Annotated in this window: 14 protein-coding genes and 1 pseudogene; 6 read left to right on the top strand and 9 right to left on the bottom strand. The window is 72.7% G+C overall.

What is annotated here, in order from left to right:
* Window positions 1-101 precede the first annotated feature (101 nt).
* Window positions 102-1,843 (top strand): annotated as a pseudogene (locus ACZ3ZD_RS05975) (pyridoxal phosphate-dependent aminotransferase).
* Window positions 1,844-1,873: 30 nt separating this feature from the next.
* Here the strand turns inward: ACZ3ZD_RS05975 and ACZ3ZD_RS05980 are convergent.
* The 6 genes from ACZ3ZD_RS05980 to ACZ3ZD_RS06005 all read right to left on the bottom strand — a co-directional run bounded on the left by ACZ3ZD_RS05980 (window position 1,874) and on the right by ACZ3ZD_RS06005 (window position 5,747).
* Window positions 1,874-2,224, bottom strand: a complete 351-nt coding sequence (locus ACZ3ZD_RS05980; protein WP_467393985.1) for a cytochrome C oxidase subunit I — start codon at window positions 2,222-2,224, stop codon at window positions 1,874-1,876.
* Entirely contained in the window at window positions 2,221-3,945 is a 1,725-nt protein-coding gene (ctaD, locus tag ACZ3ZD_RS05985) for an aa3-type cytochrome oxidase subunit I (protein ID WP_467393987.1), read from the bottom strand. The genes ACZ3ZD_RS05980 and ctaD overlap by 4 nt, the downstream gene beginning before the upstream one ends.
* The gene (locus tag ACZ3ZD_RS05990) at window positions 3,942-4,130 is read right to left on the bottom strand and encodes a hypothetical protein (RefSeq protein ID WP_467393989.1); all 189 of its coding nucleotides are present in this window, start codon (window positions 4,128-4,130) and stop codon (window positions 3,942-3,944) included. The genes ctaD and ACZ3ZD_RS05990 overlap by 4 nt, the downstream gene beginning before the upstream one ends.
* Window positions 4,131-4,158: 28 nt before the next feature.
* Window positions 4,159-4,806, bottom strand: coding sequence for a DUF4360 domain-containing protein (locus ACZ3ZD_RS05995; RefSeq protein ID WP_467393991.1), 648 nt, complete (start codon window positions 4,804-4,806; stop codon window positions 4,159-4,161).
* A 209-nt stretch (window positions 4,807-5,015) separates the two neighbouring features.
* Window positions 5,016-5,219, bottom strand: a complete 204-nt coding sequence (locus ACZ3ZD_RS06000) for a hypothetical protein (RefSeq protein ID WP_467393993.1) — start codon at window positions 5,217-5,219, stop codon at window positions 5,016-5,018.
* A gap of 69 nt (window positions 5,220-5,288) precedes the next feature.
* Window positions 5,289-5,747, bottom strand: a complete 459-nt coding sequence (locus tag ACZ3ZD_RS06005; protein ID WP_467393995.1) for an RrF2 family transcriptional regulator — start codon at window positions 5,745-5,747, stop codon at window positions 5,289-5,291.
* A 74-nt stretch (window positions 5,748-5,821) separates the two neighbouring features.
* Between ACZ3ZD_RS06005 and ACZ3ZD_RS06010 the strand changes: the two genes are divergently transcribed.
* Entirely contained in the window at window positions 5,822-8,776 is a 2,955-nt protein-coding gene (locus ACZ3ZD_RS06010; RefSeq protein WP_467393997.1) for a beta-galactosidase, read from the top strand.
* Here the strand turns inward: ACZ3ZD_RS06010 and arfA are convergent.
* Complete coding sequence (arfA, locus tag ACZ3ZD_RS06015) at window positions 8,763-10,283, bottom strand: arabinosylfuranosidase ArfA (RefSeq protein WP_467393999.1); 1,521 nt, start codon at window positions 10,281-10,283, stop codon at window positions 8,763-8,765. The genes ACZ3ZD_RS06010 and arfA overlap by 14 nt on opposite strands.
* 216 nt (window positions 10,284-10,499) lie before the next feature.
* Between arfA and ACZ3ZD_RS06020 the strand changes: the two genes are divergently transcribed.
* Genes ACZ3ZD_RS06020 through ACZ3ZD_RS06030 form a run of 3 tightly spaced genes read left to right on the top strand, consistent with a single transcriptional unit; the run spans window position 10,500 to window position 13,718 of the window.
* Window positions 10,500-11,102 (top strand): toxin-antitoxin system, toxin component family protein, encoded by a 603-nt coding sequence (locus tag ACZ3ZD_RS06020; protein ID WP_467394001.1) that lies wholly within the window; start codon window positions 10,500-10,502, stop codon window positions 11,100-11,102.
* Window positions 11,099-12,328: an MAB_1171c family putative transporter gene (locus ACZ3ZD_RS06025; protein ID WP_467394003.1), complete on the top strand. Its 1,230-nt coding sequence runs from the start codon at window positions 11,099-11,101 to the stop codon at window positions 12,326-12,328. Before ACZ3ZD_RS06020 ends, ACZ3ZD_RS06025 begins: the two co-directional genes overlap by 4 nt.
* Window positions 12,321-13,718 carry an NAD(P)/FAD-dependent oxidoreductase gene (locus ACZ3ZD_RS06030; RefSeq protein ID WP_467394005.1) on the top strand — a complete coding sequence of 466 codons (1,398 nt, stop codon included), beginning with the start codon at window positions 12,321-12,323 and terminating at the stop codon, window positions 13,716-13,718. The genes ACZ3ZD_RS06025 and ACZ3ZD_RS06030 overlap by 8 nt, the downstream gene beginning before the upstream one ends.
* A 31-nt stretch (window positions 13,719-13,749) precedes the next feature.
* On the opposite strand, the gene ACZ3ZD_RS06035 is transcribed toward ACZ3ZD_RS06030, so the two are convergent.
* Both ACZ3ZD_RS06035 and ACZ3ZD_RS06040 read right to left on the bottom strand, forming a co-directional pair.
* Window positions 13,750-14,595, bottom strand: a complete 846-nt coding sequence (locus tag ACZ3ZD_RS06035) for an SMP-30/gluconolactonase/LRE family protein (RefSeq protein ID WP_467394007.1) — start codon at window positions 14,593-14,595, stop codon at window positions 13,750-13,752.
* The gene (locus ACZ3ZD_RS06040; RefSeq protein WP_467394010.1) at window positions 14,592-15,365 is read right to left on the bottom strand and encodes an IclR family transcriptional regulator; all 774 of its coding nucleotides are present in this window, start codon (window positions 15,363-15,365) and stop codon (window positions 14,592-14,594) included. Before ACZ3ZD_RS06040 ends, ACZ3ZD_RS06035 begins: the two co-directional genes overlap by 4 nt.
* Window positions 15,366-15,515: 150 nt before the next feature.
* Between ACZ3ZD_RS06040 and ACZ3ZD_RS06045 the strand changes: the two genes are divergently transcribed.
* Window positions 15,516-16,073, top strand: a complete 558-nt coding sequence (locus tag ACZ3ZD_RS06045) for a hypothetical protein (RefSeq protein WP_467394012.1) — start codon at window positions 15,516-15,518, stop codon at window positions 16,071-16,073.
* Window positions 16,074-16,075: the final 2 nt, after the last annotated feature.

Genomic DNA, 16,075 nt, shown 5'->3' on the forward strand with positions numbered 1-16,075 from the left:
AGCGGCTCACGCCGCCGGTGAGTTGAACGCCACCGCGGTCCCCTCCGTATCGAAGGGTGGCCCGTGCTCCCCCGCACGGGCCACCCTGGACGGAGGTTCCCTTGGCCGGCAACGTCACCTCGTTGTTCCGCGGTACCGCCGCGTCAGCCCCTCCATGGCGGCGCTGACGCGGGAGGGCGGCGACGGGACCGGCCCGGTGGACTTCTGCATTCCGTGCAATCCGTACTTCCCCACGCCCGCCATGTTCGAGGAGATGGCGGGTCGGCTGCGGGAGATCGTCACGTACTACCCGAGCAGCGCCGACACCATCACCGACGAACTGTGCTCGCTGCTCGGGCTGCCCCCGCAGTGCGTGGCGATGGGCAACGGCTCCACGGAGCTGATCACCTGGATCGACCACCTCCTGGTCCGTGAGTCCCTGGCCGTCCCGGTCCCCGCCTTCGGGCGCTGGACCGACCAGCCGATGGAGACGGGCAAGCGGGTCGACATGTTCCCGCTCCAGGAGGCGAACGGCTTCGCCCTGGACCTCGCCCAGTACGCCGAGTTCGTCCGCGCCCGGGGCACCCGGGTCGCCGTGATCTGCAACCCGAACAACCCCGACGGCGGCTTCCTGCGCCGGCAGCAGATCGTGCAGTTCATGGACGCCATGGCCGACCTGGACCTCGTCGTGGTCGACGAGTCGTTCCTGGAGTTCGCCGACGCGGAGGCCGAGCCCAGCGTCGTCCAGGAGGCCGTGCTCCGCCCCAACGTGATCGTCCTGCGCAGCCTCGGCAAGAACTTCGGCCTGCACGGGGTCCGGTTCGGCTACCTCGTCGCCAACCCCGCGCTCGCGGGCCGGGTCCGCTCGATGCTGCCGAAGTGGAACCTCAACTCCTTCGCCGAGCACGTGGTGTTCATGCTGAAGGAGCACGGCGCCGAGTACGCGCAGAGCCTGCAGCAGATCCGCCGCGACCGGCTGGAGATGGCCAGCCACCTCTCCGCGCTCCCCGGCCTCACCGTCTACCCCTCGCAGGGGAACTTCCTCTTCGTGCGCCTGCCCGTGGGCGCCGAGGGCACGGTGGTCCGGGACCGGATGCTCACCGAGCACCGGATCCTGGTCCGCGAGTGCGGCAACAAGATCGGATCCTCCAGCCGCTTCCTGCGGCTCGTGGTGCGCCCCCAGGTCGACGTGCGTCGCCTGGTGTCCGGCCTGGAACAGGTGCTCTACGGGACCAGGAGGGGAGCCGCCGTACCCGAGCCGGGCACCGGGACCAGCTACAGCTCGGGTACGGCGGCGGTCGACCGGCTGGTCAGCGAGACCAACGGGGCCGGAATGCGGCTCACCCCGCCCGTCCCCGCTCCGGCCGCCGGCACCGGCATGCCGCTCCCCGCCGCCGTGGCATCCCCCGGCGCGGGAACGCCGATGCCGGCGGCACCCCGACCGGCGTTCACCCCGCCGCCGGCCCCTCAACCGGCGTTCACCCCGCCGCCGGCCCCTCAACCGGCGTTCACCCCCGTACCGGCACCCGCACCCGCCCCGGCGCCCCAGCCCGCGTTCACTCCGGTACCGGCACCGCAGCCCGCGTTCACGCCCGTACCGGCATCCCAGCCCGCGTTCACCCCCGTACCGGCACCCCAGCCCGCGTTCACCCCCGTACCGGCACCGGCGCCCGCCCCGGCGCCGCAGCCCGCGTTCACGCCCACACCGCCCGGGGTTCCGGCCCGGGGCGGGCTCACCGCGGCTCAGGTGCGCGGGATGACGGCACCGGCCCCCGCCGCGGGCCTGACCCCGGCCCCCGCGACAGGCTGGCCCAACGCCCAGAGCTGGCCGAACGCGGCGGGGACGAGCCAGGCAGCGGGCTGACTCCGGGGCGGAACACCAGGGGACGGCACGTCACAGGGCCAGCAGCACCGCCAGCATGCCCACGCACACGGCCAGCGCGGCGACCGCCGCCCCCACACACCGCCGCCGCACCTCCCGGTACCGCTCCTCGTACTCCGCCCGCAACGCCACACACCGAGCCGCGACCCGCTCAAGGTCCCCCCTGGCCCGCTGCAGACTGTCGGAGACGTACCGCTGCTCGACCTGCTCCCGCTGTGCCGTGGTCAGCCAGTCCAGCGGCCCGGTGAACTCCCGGGCGCGTCGCTCCGCCTCCGCGACCCGGGCCTGCCACAGCAGGTAGCCCTCCACCTCGTTGCCGAGGTCCCCGCCGGCGCCGGCCCCCTGCTTGGGCAGACCGCTCACCCGTGGCCCCGGTCGTCGGTGGCCGGGAGCGCGTACGCCTCTTGTTCCCGCATCGCGATGTCCGGGTGGTGCAGGTCGAACGCCGGGGACTCGCTGCGGATCCGCGGCAGGGTGACGAAGTTGTGCCGCGGCGGCGGGCAGGACGTCGCCCACTCCAGCGAGCGGCCGTAGCCCCACGGGTCGTCGATCTCGACGCGCTTGCCGTACTTGGCCGTCTTCCACACGTTGTAGAGGAACGGCAGCATGGACAGCCCGAGCAGGAACGAGCTGATCGTGGAGATCGTGTTCAGCGCGGTGAAGCCGTCGACGGCGAGGTAGTCGGCGTACCGGCGGGGCATGCCCTCGGCGCCCAGCCAGTGCTGGACCAGGAACGTGCCGTGGAAGCCGACGAACAGCGTCCAGAACGTGATCTTGCCGAGGCGCTCGTCCAGCATCTTGCCGGTGAACTTGGGCCACCAGAAGTGGAAGCCGGCGAACATCGCGAAGACGACCGTGCCGAAGACGACGTAGTGGAAGTGGGCGACCACGAAGTACGAGTCGGAGACGTGGAAGTCCATCGGCGGCGACGCCAGGATGATCCCGGTCAGGCCGCCGAAGAGGAACGTCACGAGGAAGCCGGTGGCCCAGAGCATCGGTGTCTCGAAGGACAGCGAGCCCTTCCACATCGTGCCGATCCAGTTGAAGAACTTCACGCCGGTCGGGACGGCGATGAGGAACGTCATGAAGGAGAAGAACGGCAGCAGCACCCCGCCGGTGACGTACATGTGGTGCGCCCACACCGTCGCGGACAGACCGGCGATCGCGATGGTCGCGGCGACGAGGCCCATGTAGCCGAAGATCGGCTTGCGGGAGAAGACCGGGATGACCTCGGTGATGATCCCGAAGAACGGCAACGCGATGATGTACACCTCGGGATGGCCGAAGAACCAGAACAGGTGCTGCCACAGCAGCGCTCCGCCGTTGGCCGGGTCGTACACGTGGGCGCCGAACTTGCGGTCCGCCTCCAGCGCGAACAGCGCGGCCGCCAGGACCGGGAAGGCCAGCAGGACCAGCACGGCGGTCAGCAGCACGTTCCACACGAAGATCGGCATGCGGAACATCGTCATGCCGGGGGCGCGCATGCAGATGATGGTGGTGATGAAGTTGACCGCGCCGAGGATGGTGCCGAAACCGGAGAACGCCAGGCCCATGGCCCACAGGTCGCCGCCGAGCCCGGGGGTGCGTGTCATGTCGGACAGCGGGGTGTAGGCGAACCAGCCGAAGTCGGCCGCGCCGTCCGGGGTGAGGAAGCCCGCGACCGCGATGGTCGAGCCGAACAGGTACAGCCAGTAGGCGAACATGTTCAGCCGCGGGAACGCCACGTCGGGCGCGCCGATCTGCAGCGGCATGATCCAGTTGGTGAAACCGGCGAACAGCGGGGTGGCGAACATCAGCAGCATCACGGTGCCGTGCATCGTGAACAGCTGGTTGTACTGCTCATTGGAGATCAACTGCAGGCCCGGCCGGGCCAGTTCGGCCCGGATGATCAGCGCCATCACCCCGCCGAACAGGAAGAACGCGAACGACGTCGACAGATAGAGCGTGCCGATCGTCTTGTGGTCGGTGGTCGTCAGCCACCGCACCACGACGTTGCCGGGCTGTTTGCGCCGCAGCGGCAGCTCGTTCTCGTACGAGTCCTCGGCCTCGTCCGCACCGCCCTGGGGTTCGTTCAGGATGCTCACAGGTCGTCCGTCTCCCGATGCTCGCCGACCGCCCACGCGATGGCGTCGGTCATCCGCCATCCTGGCCGCGCGAGGGCGGTGCGGGCATCCTGAGCGGCCGAGGCCCAGCCGTTCGGATGACGGATGCACACGTTCGGAGCAACCCGGGCGACGGACGGCCCGGCGCCGACGCCGTCCCCTTCCATGACGCCGGCAGGATCCGGAGGAGAGGGCCTAGGAGTGCGGGCACTCCTTCCACGCCAGGTGGTACGTCGTGCTGATGTCGCCGTCCGTGGAGTCCATGGTCATGAAGCTGACCTTGCCGGCGCTCGCGGTGCCCGCGTTGACGCGCAGCTCGGTGTTGATGTTGAAGTTGCGCAGCACACCGCAGGGCGCCCAGACCAGTTGGGCCCAGTCGGTGGAGTCGGTGGCCTGCCAGTCGTCGTTGTAGGGGCCGTTGAAGGGGTGCGTCCTCGGCACGGTGGTGGACGAGCCCTGGAAGTAGTACGACGCCTTCTGTGTGGCCGTGGCGCCCGGCTGGAGCGAGGCGAAGCCCCGGTAGTCGGCGCTGGCCACCGCGTAGGTGAAGCCCTGCGGGACGTGGACGATCAGGTTGAGCTGGCAGTTCCTGCGGAAGGCGGTGGGGTCGGAGTTGCCGCCGGCCTGGGCCAGGTAGGCGCTGTAGGTCACCGTGAAGGCGGTGTTGTCCGGCGACACCGCCACGGCGGCCGTGCCGGCCGGACAGCCGGAGCCGTTCACCGTCGCGACGTCTATGACGATCTTGTCCGGGGGCGGGTTGTCGATCGGGGACGAGGCGTGCGCGGGCAGTGCGGTGGTGAGGAGGGCGGCCAACGCGCCGCTCATGAGGAGTCCACCAGCCATGGTCTCTCCGTCGGTTGTCGGGTGGGGGGTTGCGCCTCCCGCCGCCCCTTCCAGAGCCGTTCATCTTTGAAGGAGATGTGTGGTCCCTGTGAAGGGGAGAGGGAGGCGTGGGTAGCGTAGGGACCCCCATCCGGGCCCGGGAGAGGGAACTTCGGCCATTCACACCGGGCTTTTCACGCACCTTCAGGCGCGCCCCCGGTGGCCGTCGTTCAGCGGCCCGCGACGCCCGCGGGGAGCAGCGTGCTCAGGGAGGTGGCCGGGTGGCCCGTCTCCACCGAGCCGAGGAGGGCCGCCAGGAGGGCGCCGCCGGGGACGGCGGCGGGCGGTACGGGACGCTGGGCGGCCTCGGCGGCGGGCGCGGACGCCAGGAGGGCGGCGGCGAGGACGGAGAGGCAGGCGAGTTTCTTGATCATGCCGGGGCTAACGACCGGCGTCCGGCGGGGCAACGCACGGGGTCCCCCGGCCGGCCGAGCCGGTGGCCCCTACGGGTTCTCCCAGGCCGCCGGTTCCGCCGCCAGGGCGCGCACCGGTTCGGGCAGCGCGTCCGCCGCGAGGTCGGCGAGGGTGACGCCCTCCAGGACGCGGCGGACGTTGGCGCGCAGGGCGATCCACAGGGGCAGCAGGGGCTGGGCGGTGCCGGTGTAGGCGAGACCGGTCGGGCGTTCGCCGCGCACCGACACGATCGGGCCGTCGACCGCCCGGATGACGTCGGCCACGGTGACCGAGGCCGCGGTCCGGGCCAGCCGGTAGCCGCCGCCCCCGCCGCGCCGGCTGTCCACGATCCCGGCCCGGCGCAGGTCGCCGAGGATCCCTTCCAGGAACTTGTGCGGGATGTCCTGCACGGCGGCGATTTCCTCTGCCTTCACCGGGCCGTTACCCTGCCGTACGGCCAACTCCAGTACCGCCCGTACCGCGTAGTCCGCCCGTGCCGAGATCCTCATGGGTCCATTGTGGGGCGTGGGCGCGGGGAGAATGGCCGGACCGCGCCCCGTACGATCGCCCGGGAGGATCCACCTTGGCGCTCAGCAGACGTACCTTCAGTGCCCTGGCCGGCTCGGCCTCGCTCGGGCTCGCCCTGGGCGGCAGCGGCGGCCCCGGCGCGCCCTCGGCGTACGCGGGCGCCAGCGCGCCGACCGGTCCGGCGCCGGCCCCGCCGCGCGCGGACGGCCGGCGGCACTCCCTCGGGTACGACCGTTACTCGCTGCTCGTGGACGGGCGGCGGCTGGTGCTGTGGTCCGGCGAGATGCATCCGTTCCGGCTGCCGAGCCCGTCCCTGTGGCGGGACGTGCTGCAGAAGATGCGCGCGCACGGCTTCAACGCCGTCAGCGTCTACGTGGCCTGGAACTACCACTCCCCCGCGCCCGGCCGGTACGACTTCACGGGCGTGCGGGACCTGGACCTGTTCCTGCGGACGGCCGCAGAGACCGGGCTGTACGTCGTCCTGCGGCCCGGCCCGTACATCAACGCCGAGGTGGACGGCGGCGGCTTCCCGGGCTGGCTGACGGCGACGAAGGGCACGGCCCGCACGGACGACCCGACGTATCTGTCGTACGTGGACGAGTGGCTCACCCAGGTGAACCGGATCGTCCGCCGGCACCTGTTCACGCAGGGCACCGGTACGGTCCTGCTGTACCAGATCGAGAACGAGTACGACGCCCATGCCGGGGAGGCCACCGGGCGGGCGTACATGTCCCATCTGTACCGGAAGGTGCGGGCCGACGGGATCGACGTACCGCTGTTCCACAACGACAAGGGGCGCAACGGGTACTGGACCCCCGGGTCGTTCGACACCGGCGGTGAGCGAGGCGGTTGGCTGTACGGGTTCGACGGGTATCCGTCGCCGTCCCAGACCCCGCCGGACTGGGGGCACTTCGGTCCCGGCGGCGCGAAGGGCGGGGCCACGGCCTCGCCGGCCACGCCCGGGTTCGTGCCCGAGTTCGGGGGCGGCTGGTTCGACCCGTGGGGCGGGGCCTGGTTCGACGGCAAGGGGTACGCCGAGTCGCGGCGCACCCGGGACGCCGCGTACGAGCGCCGGTTCTACCTGACGAACCTCGCCAACGGCCTCACCCTGCACAACGTGTACATGACCTTCGGTGGCACCTCGTGGGGCTGGCTGCCCGCGCCGGTGGTCTACACGTCGTACGACTACGGCGCCGCCATCGACGAGGCCCGCAACGTCACGGACAAGATCGCGCCGATGCACCAGCTGGGGCACCTGCTCCAGCGGGTGCCCGACTTCGCCAAGCTGGACCGGGCGGCGGACGTGACCGCCGAGGGCCTGAAGGTCTACCACCTGGCCAACCCGGACACCGGCACGCATGTGTACGTCGCCCGCAACGACGGCACGGACCCGGTCACCACCGAGCTGCCCACCGGGGCCGGCCGCCTGCCGATCACGGTGCCCGGCAAGGACGCCACGCTGGTCACCACCGGGCTGCCGCTGGGCGAGCGGACCCTGAAGTACGCCACCGCCTCGCCCATGGCCCTCCTGACGGCGGGCCGGCAGGACATCGCGGTGTTCGCGGGCCGGCACGGCCAGATGGCCGAGCTGGTGCTGGACTGCCCGGCGGAGCCCTTGGTGCAGCGGCTGGACGAGGAGGCCGGCTGGGCCTACGACCAGGGCGAACTGCATGTCAACGCGCCCCTCGGGCAGGGCGGCCTGACCCGGGTGGTGGTGCAGAAGGGCGGCCCCGACACCCCGCTGCTGCTGCTCTTCGCCGACGACGCCACCGCCGTCCGCCTCTTCCCCTACGACACCCCGTCCGGGACGCTGCTCGTCTACGGCCCGGCGCTGCTGCGCCACGCCGAGGTGCACGGCTCGGAGGTGCGGCTGACCGGTGACATCACCGAGCGGACCAGCATGGAGGTGTGGGGGCCGCGCGGGATCGACACCCTGGTGTGGAACGGGCGGCGGCTGGCCACCCGGGTCACCCTCTCCGGCAGCCTGATGACCACCGAGATGCTGCCGGACACGCCCGAGGTGCGGCTGCCCGAGCTGGGCGGCTGGCGGATGCGGAGGGAGAACCCGGAGGCGGGCCCCGGCTTCGACGACTCCTCGTGGCGGGTCGCCGACCGGACCACCTCGTACAGCACCACGGCCGTCCCGGACGGGCAGCCGGTCCTCTTCGCCGACGACTACGGCTTCCACTACGGGGACGTCTGGTACCGGGGCACCTTCGACGACACCACCGGCGTCGAGAAGGTCTCGCTCGCGTACTCGACCGGCACCCAGGGCCTGTTGATGGCCTGGCTGGACGGCGAGCCGCTGGGCACGCACCGGATGCCGGTGCCGGACAGGACGGCCACCATCCGCAAGGGCACCTGGACGGAGACGGCCGTCTTCCCGGTGCGCGAGCGGCTGCGCTCCCCCGGACGGCACGTGCTGTCGGTGCTGGTCCGGCGCATGCAGCACGACCAGGACGGCAAGGCGCTCGACACGCACAAGGCGGCGCGCGGGCTGACGGCGGTCACCTTCGAGGGCGCGTCGCCGAAGGTGCGCTGGCGCGTCCAGGGCGCGGGCGCCCCCGACCCGGTGCGCGGGCCGATGAACAACGGCGGCCTGTACGGCGAGCGGGAGGGCTGGCACCTGCCCGGCTTCCGGGACCGGGACTGGGAGCGGGTGGACTTCCCGCGTGCCGCGCGGTACCAGGGCGTGACCTGGTACCGGACCACGTTCCGGCTGTCGGTGCCGGCCGACGTCGACGCCTCGGTGGGCCTGGTCCTGGACGACGACCCGTACCGCGCCTACCGTGCCCAGATCTTCCTCAACGGCTGGAACCTGGGCCAGTACATCAACAACGTCGGCCCGCAGCACACCTTCGTCCTGCCGAACGGCGTCCTGCGCACCCGGGGCACCAACACACTCGCGCTGGCGGTCCTCTCGGAGTTCACCACGCTGTCGGGCCCCGGGTCGGTACGTCTGGCGCTGCTCGGCAGGGCGACGGGCGGCGTGCCGGTCAGGCCAGTCTGATCACGTTCCAGGACAGCGGTTCCAGTACGGCGGTGAGGGTGCCGTCCGTCAGGGCGGTGCCCTCGGCCGGGTGCGGGGTGACGCGGTCGGGGTCGGTGAGGGTGTTGCGGGCGTCGGGGTCGGCGTCCGCGAGCACGCTGTGCTCGGTGACGGTCGTCAGCCTGAGGCCGTGCAGGGCGACTTCGAGGGGCAGGGGTGCGGTGCGGCCGCGGTTGACCGCGAACACGGTGACCGTCCCGTCGTCCGCGCGGACGGCGGTGGCGTGCAGCAGGTCCGTCTCGCCGTACCTCCTCGTCGGGTACGTCGGCGAGTCCACGCGGACGTCCAGCACCCGGCCGCGGCCGTACCGGGAGGCCTGCGCGAACGGGAAGAACGTGGTCTGCCGCCAGGCCGGGCCGCCGGGCTCGGTCATGATGGGGGCGATCACGTTGACGAGCTGGGCGAGGCAGGCGACGGTGACCCGGTCGGCGTGCCGGAGCAGCGCGATGAGGAGCGAGCCGAAGACGACCGCGTCGGTGGCGCTGTAGCTGTCCTCCAGCAGGCGGGGTGCCTCGGGCCAGTCGGACGGGTCGATGGTCCTGGCGTGCTCCTCCCACTTCGAGAGGTACCAGACGTTCCACTCGTCGAAGGAGAGGTTGATCTTCTTCGTGGACTTCAGCCGGGCGCCCACGTGGTCGGCCGTCGCCACCACGTTCTCGATGAAGGACTCCATGTCGACGGCCGAGGCGAGGAAGGAGTCCACGTCGCCGTCGACGGGCTCGTAGTAGGCGTGCAGCGAGATGTGGTCGACCAGGTCGTAGGTCTCCTCCAGGACGGTCGCCTCCCACGCGGCGAAGGTGGGCATGGCCTGGCTGGAGGAGCCGCAGACGACCAGTTCCACGCCGGGGTCCTGCTGGCGCATGGCGCGGGCGGTCTCGGCGGCGAGCCGTCCGTACTCCCGGGCCGTCTTGTGGCCGGTCTGCCAGGGGCCGTCCATCTCGTTGCCCAGGCACCACAGGCGGATGCCGAAGGGCTCCTCGTCGCCGTGGGCGGCGCGCAGGTCGGACAGGGCGGTGCCGGCGGGGTGGTTGGCGTACTCCTGGAGTTCGAGGGCCTCGGCCACGCCTCTCGTCCCGAGGTTCACCGCCATCATGGCTTCGGCCTCGGGGCCGAGTCTGCGCAGGAACGCGATGTACTCGGACAGGCCGAATTGGTTGGTCTCGGTGGAGTGCCAGGCCAGGTCCAGGCGCCGGGGCCGCTCCGCGCGGGGGCCGACCGAGTCCTCCCACCGGTACCCGGACACGAAGTTGCCGCCCGGGTAGCGGACGGCGGTGACGCCGAGTTCGCGGACCAGGTCGAGGACGTCGGTGCGCAGGCCCTCGGCGTCCGCCGTGGGGTGACCGGGCTCGTATATGCCGGTGTAGACGCAGCGGCCCAGGTGTTCCACGAAGGAGCCGAAGAGGCGGGGGTTCACCTCGCCGACGGTGAAGGCGGGGTCGAGGGTGAAGCGGGCGGTGCGCTGGCTCATGGATTCCTTCCGGGTCACATGCCCCCGTTGTTCGGCATGTCGGATGACGCTCGCGACTTCGAACGGACCGTAGGTTCGAAGCGCTTCCGCGTCAATGGGTCGGGCACGGGCCCCTGGTGGTTCCCCGTTGAACGACGGTCACCGGATCGCATGACGTGAGCACATCCGGGCGCGTACGCTCGGACCAGCCGAAACCGCCGGTGGGAAGGGAGACAGATGAGCCTCGGGGGTGCGCGAGCGCAGGCGCTACGCCTGGCCGCACGGCTACGGCGCTCCCGTCCCGGCGCCTCGATGCGCTCCCTGGCCGCCGGCCTCGCCGCCGCCGTCCGCGCCCGTCCCGAACCGCCCCACGGCGTCCGGGCGTTGTGCCGGGCCCTGTGCGAGGAGATGAGCGCGCTGCGCGGCGGACGGCCGGTGGAGCTGCGCTTCGAGCGGTTCCCGGACGAGATCGAAGTCACCGGACTGTGGGTGGAGTTCGCCGACTTCGACCTGGTCATCGTGGAGGAACGGGCCGAGGCCGTGCAGCAACTGGTCATCCTGGGCCACGAGCTGTGGCATCTGCACGCCGGGCACCGGCACCACCATCTCGCCGGGGCCGCCGCCGCCCGCGCCCTCGCCGACACGCCCGGCTGGCGGGAGGCGGCCCTGACCGTGGCCGCCCGCAACGGCTCCCGGGAGACCGACGAGGCGGAGGCCGACGACTTCGGGCACCGCCTGGCCACCCTGTTCCGGGGCCACCTGTGCGGAACCCGCCCCACCCCGCTGGACCCCGTCCAGCGTTCCCTCGGCTATCGCGGACGGGGAGGAACGGCGCGGTGACGCTGCTGGCGTGGAACCCCTCGGGATTCCTCAGCGAGTTGTACATCTCCTTCTGGATCCCCACGGCCGTGCTCACCGCCGCCCTGGTGATCAAGCTGCCCACCATCATCCGGCTGTGGCGGGACCCGCTGCTGCGCGCCGTCGGCGGACTGCTGCTGCTGGCCTGCGCGGTGTTCGTGTTCTGCACCCCGTCCACCATCGCCGCCGTCAACCGGCTGACCGGCGTGCCCAACATCTCGGCGCCCTGGTGCTACTCGCTCATCACCGCGTTCTGCGGTTCCTGCCTGCTGCTCATCATCACCTGGCGCAACGGCCTGTCCGACCGCTCGGCCGCCACCCGCCGGGCGATGCGCTGGGTGATCTCCGTGTACGCCGGGGTGATCGTCGCCCTGTGGGCGCTGTTCCTGCTCGCCGACGCCCCCGAGGAACGGCTGCGGGACCTCGACACCTACTACGCGACCACGCCGTTCATGCGCGAGGAGATCCTGCTCTACCTGGTCGCGCACGCCGTGGCCTGTCTGATCACCTCCCGGCTGATCTGGAACTGGGTGCGCACCGAGGGCCTGGACGCCTGGCTGCGCTGGGCGCTGAAGCTGCTGGGCGCCGGCTACGTGCTGAACCTGATCTTCGACGCGGTCAAGCTGACCGCCGTGGTCGCCCGCTGGTTCGGCCGGGACCTGGACTGGCTGAGCACCAATCTGGCCCCGCCGGTGGCGGCCCTGTCCGCCATCCTCATCGCCGTCGGCTTCATCCTGCCGCACGCCGGCCAGTATCTGCTCGACCGCTGGCGGGTCCGGCTCGCCCACCGCGAACTGCGGCCGCTGTACCGGCTGATGCGCACGGTGAGCGGGGAGGGCGTGCCGTTCGTGCTGCGGGCCACGCCCGAACTGCGGCTCACCCGGCGCGAGACGTTCATCCGGGACGTGCTGCTGCCGCTGGCCCGGCACATCGACACCGGTCTCGGCCGGCGCTCCTACGACGCCGCGCTCGCCCTCGGCCATCCGGCCGAGCGGGCCCGCGCGCTGGCGGCGGCGGTGAGCATCCTCGACGCGATCGGGACCAGGGACCGTAGTCCGGAGCCGGCCGGGCCGGCCGCCGGGCCCGACACGACGAACCTGCTCCAGGAGATCGGGGCCGTCTCCCGGGCCCTGCGCCGCCCCGACGACATCGAGGCGGTGCGCGCGCGTGCGGCCGCCCCGGCAGAGAGCGTTGCCGCACATGAGTGAACACAGGCCCACCGCCGTCGTGCTCGGCGGCTCCCTCGCCGGTCTGCTCGCGGCCCGCGCCCTCGCCGACCACGGCGCCCGGGTGACCGTCGTCGAGCGGGACGCCCTGCCGGACGGGCCCGAGCCGCGCAGGGGGCTGCCGCAGGCCCGGCATGTGCACCAGCTGTGGTCGGGCGGGGCGCGGGCGCTGGAGGAGCTGCTGCCCGGGGCGATCGGGCGGCTGCGCGCGGCCGGGGTGAGCCGGGTGCCGATGACGACGGACATGGTGGCGCTGTCGCCGTACGGCTGGTACCGGCGCTGGGCGGAGTCCGCGTTCATGCTGCCCGCCAGCCGGGACCTGCTGGACTGGGTGGTACGGGAACTGGTGCTGGCCGACGGGCGGATCGAGCTGGTCGAGGGGGCGGAGGCGACGGGGCTGACGGGCACGGGCGGCGCGGTGACCGGCGTGCGGATCCGCGCCCACGACGACACCGAGCGCGCGCTGACGGCGGGGCTGGTCGTGGACACCACAGGGCGCGGCTCGCGGGCCGCGCACTGGCTGGCCGGGCTGGGGCTGCCGGCCGTCGAGCGGCGGGAGGTCGACTCCGGGCTGGTGTACGCCAGTCGCCTCTACCGGGCACCGGAGGCGGCCCGGGCCGGCTTCCCGATCGTCAACATCGAACCCGACCCCCGGGGCGCCGGATCCGGGCGCGGGGGCGTGCTCATGCCGGTGGAGGACGGCCGGTGGATCGTGACGCTGTTCGGCGGGCGCGGTGACGAACCGCCCGCCGACGCGGCGGAGTTCGAGCGGTACGCCCGGGCGGAGCTGCGGCATCCGCTGATCGGGGAGCTGCTGCGCGGGGGCGCGGAGCCGCTGGGCGGGGTCGCGGTCACGCGGTCCACGGCGAACCGGCGGCACTTCTTCGAGCGGATGCCGGTGTGGCCGGAGGGGTTCGTGGTCCTCGGGGACGCGGTGTGCGCGCTGAACCCGGTGTACGGCCACGGGATGGCGGTGGCCGCGCGGTCGGCGTCGGCCCTGCGGGACGTGGTACGGCGGCAGGGGCTCGGGAGCCGGGGGCTGGCCCGGGAGGCGCAGAAGGCGGTAGGGCGGACGGTCCGGGCCGCGTGGGACCTCGCGGTCGGGGCGGACGTCTTCTACCCCGGCGCGACCGAGCAGGGGCCGACGCTGCGGGACCGGGTGCTGGCCGCGTACGTCGGCCGTCTGCTGCGGACCGCCACGGGCAACGGCCGCATCGCCCGCCGGGTCACCGACGTGACGGCCCTGGAGCGGGGCGCGCAGGCGCTACTGGCCCCGAGCGTCCTGGTGGCGGCGGTGGCGGGCCCCCTGAAGCCCCCGCTGTCCGCCCCACCGCTGACACCGGAGGAACGCAGGTCGGCGGGGCTGGTGTAGGGGGGCGGCTGGGGGCTTGTCCTGAACCGGGTCAGCCCTGGAAGGGGGGTTGGGGGAGGCCCTTGCCCGCGCCGGGGACGACCAGGAGGGAGCCGGACAGGGGGTGGGGGGACGTCAGGCCGGTGCGGGCCGTGGTGATGTAGAGGTCGGTCAGGGTCGGGCCGCCGAAGGCGCAGGCCGTGGTGCGCGGGGCCGGTACGGTGATCACCCGGTCCAGCTCGCCGGCCGGCGTGTAGCGGCGTACCGCCCCGCCGTCCCAGAGCGCCACCCACACACAGCCCTCCGCGTCGACCGTGAGGCCGTCCGGGAAGCCCGCGCCCTCCTCGATCCGCACCAGCGGCCGGCGGTCGTGGATGCCGTCGGCGTCGTGGTCGAACACGTCGACGCGCCGGGTCGGGGAGTCGACGTAGTACATGAGGCGGCCGTCGGGACTCCAGCCGGTGCCGTTGCTGACCGTGACGTCCGGCAGCACCGTCACCACCGTGCCGTCCCCGGTCAGCCGGGACAGCGTGCCGCCGCCCGGCGCCTCGTCGTACCGCATCGTGCCCGCCCACAGGGAGCCGTCCGGCGCCACGGCCGCGTCGTTCGCGCGGCGCCCGGGCACCGGCTCGTGGTGCAGCCAGCGGAAGCCGTCGTCGGGGTCCAGCAGTCCGACGCCGTCCCGCAGGTTCAGCACCAGGCCGCCGCCCGCCCGGGGCTTGGCCGCGCCGATGTGCTGGGGGGTCGTACGGACCGTGCGGCGGCCGGACACCGGGTCGTAGGTGTGCAGCCGCATGCCCAGGATGTCCAGCCAGATCAGCCGGCCCGTCGCCGGGTCCCAGGTCGGCCCCTCGCCGAGCGTCGCCTCGGCCCGCACCGCGACCTCGTACGCCGTCACACCGCGCTCCGGTGGCCCAGCCGCTCCGACAGTTCCGCCGCGCCCTTCGCGGCGAGCTGCTCCAGTTCGGCCCGGCGCTCCTCGCTCCAGCGGATCATCGGCACGGAGATGGACAGCGCGGCCACCACCTGCCCGGTGCGGTCGCGGACCGGCGCGGCCACGCAGGAGACGTCCGGGTTGGACTCGCGGTTCTCCACGGCGATCCCGCGCTGCCGGACGTCCGCCAGGACCTCGCGCAGGGCGGCCGGATCGGTGATGCTGTTCGGGGTCATCGCGGCCAGCGCGGCCCCGTCGGGGATCCGCGCGCCCAGCTCAGGCTCGGGCAGCGAGGCCAGCAGCATCTTGCCGACGGAGGTGCAGTGGGCGGGCAGCCGGCGGCCGGCGGCGGAGACCATGCGGACCGCGTGCGTGGAGTCGACCTTGGCGATGTAGATGACGTCGGTGCCTTCGAGGATGGCCACGTGGACCGTCTCGTCGCAGGTCTCGGCGACCGAGCGGGCCACCTGCTGGCCCTCGGCGGCGAGGTCGAGCTGCTCGGCGTAGCGGCTGCCGAGCTGGTACGGGCGCACCCCGAGCCGGTACCGTCCGGGCTGTCCGGGTACCTGCACGATGTACGACCGTGCGGCGAGCGTGGTGACCAGCTCGTGCACGGTGGTGCGCGGCAGCTGGAGCCTGCGCACGATGTCGGGGGCGGAGAGTGTCCCGTCCCCGTCGAGGAACAGCTCAAGAATGTCGAGAGCCCGGGTCACGGCAGGCACGAGGCGTCCCACGTCGGCCCCCCTCCCTTGGGTTTAGGCGTCCGTTCGAGATCCGTTCGAGATTTCAACAGACGATCGGCATGACGAACACAGGCTAGTCATGGTGGGGGGTGCGGGCAATGGGTCGGGACGGACACCCGTGGTCACGGCACCATGGAGGCCATGGATCTCGACTTCCAGCTGGTGCTGCTGCGCCGCATGGCCGACCACAACCCGGACCTGGTCGAGGAGGCCCGGCGGCGGCTCGGCGCGTCGGCCGCGGACATGCGGGAGGCCAACCGGCGGTGGCAGGCCATGGTCCGCTCGCCGCGGGCGCGTGGCGCCGCCTCCCGGTACCGCTCGGTGCTCGGCGTGCCCGAGTCCGTCGCGCCCCGCCGCCTCGGTGACGTCGACTGCGAGGCCCGGCGGTGGACGCTGCCGCTCTGGCCGGGGCTGCGCTTCGAGGTGCTGGTCGGGCCGGACGGCGCGGTGTGGAACGAGTGGCTGGTCCGGGCGCCCGGCGCGCCGGCGCCGGAGCTGCGCACCCTGGAGGACCTGACGCCCTGGTCCTGCACGGTGGACGAGGCCGCCCGCGCCTTCCCGCCGGCCCGCCCCCTGGAGGGCACCGCGCCCACCCGCTGGGGCCTGGCCCTCACCGCCCCCGACCGGGAGGGCGTACGGCACGAGCTGGTCGCCGAGTTCACCTGGGGGCTGCTCCAGCGGACGGCCGTCGCCGCCTGAAC

The organism is Streptomyces sp. NPDC023481 (assembly GCF_055560195.1).

Bases quoted from the DNA above. Each gene is read 5' to 3' on its own strand.
- ACZ3ZD_RS05990 (WP_467393989.1), bottom strand. From the start codon at position 4,130: ATGGAAGGGGACGGCGTCGGCGCCGGGCCGTCCGTCGCCCGGGTTGCT.
- ACZ3ZD_RS05995 (WP_467393991.1), bottom strand. From the start codon at position 4,806: ATGGCTGGTGGACTCCTCATGAGCGGCGCGTTGGCCGCCCTCCTCACC.
- ACZ3ZD_RS06000 (WP_467393993.1), bottom strand. From the start codon at position 5,219: ATGATCAAGAAACTCGCCTGCCTCTCCGTCCTCGCCGCCGCCCTCCTG.
- ACZ3ZD_RS06005 (WP_467393995.1), bottom strand. From the start codon at position 5,747: ATGAGGATCTCGGCACGGGCGGACTACGCGGTACGGGCGGTACTGGAG.
- arfA (WP_467393999.1), bottom strand. From the start codon at position 10,283: ATGAGCCAGCGCACCGCCCGCTTCACCCTCGACCCCGCCTTCACCGTC.
- ACZ3ZD_RS06020 (WP_467394001.1), top strand. From the start codon at position 10,500: ATGAGCCTCGGGGGTGCGCGAGCGCAGGCGCTACGCCTGGCCGCACGG.
- ACZ3ZD_RS06030 (WP_467394005.1), top strand. From the start codon at position 12,321: ATGAGTGAACACAGGCCCACCGCCGTCGTGCTCGGCGGCTCCCTCGCC.
- ACZ3ZD_RS06045 (WP_467394012.1), top strand. From the start codon at position 15,516: ATGGATCTCGACTTCCAGCTGGTGCTGCTGCGCCGCATGGCCGACCAC.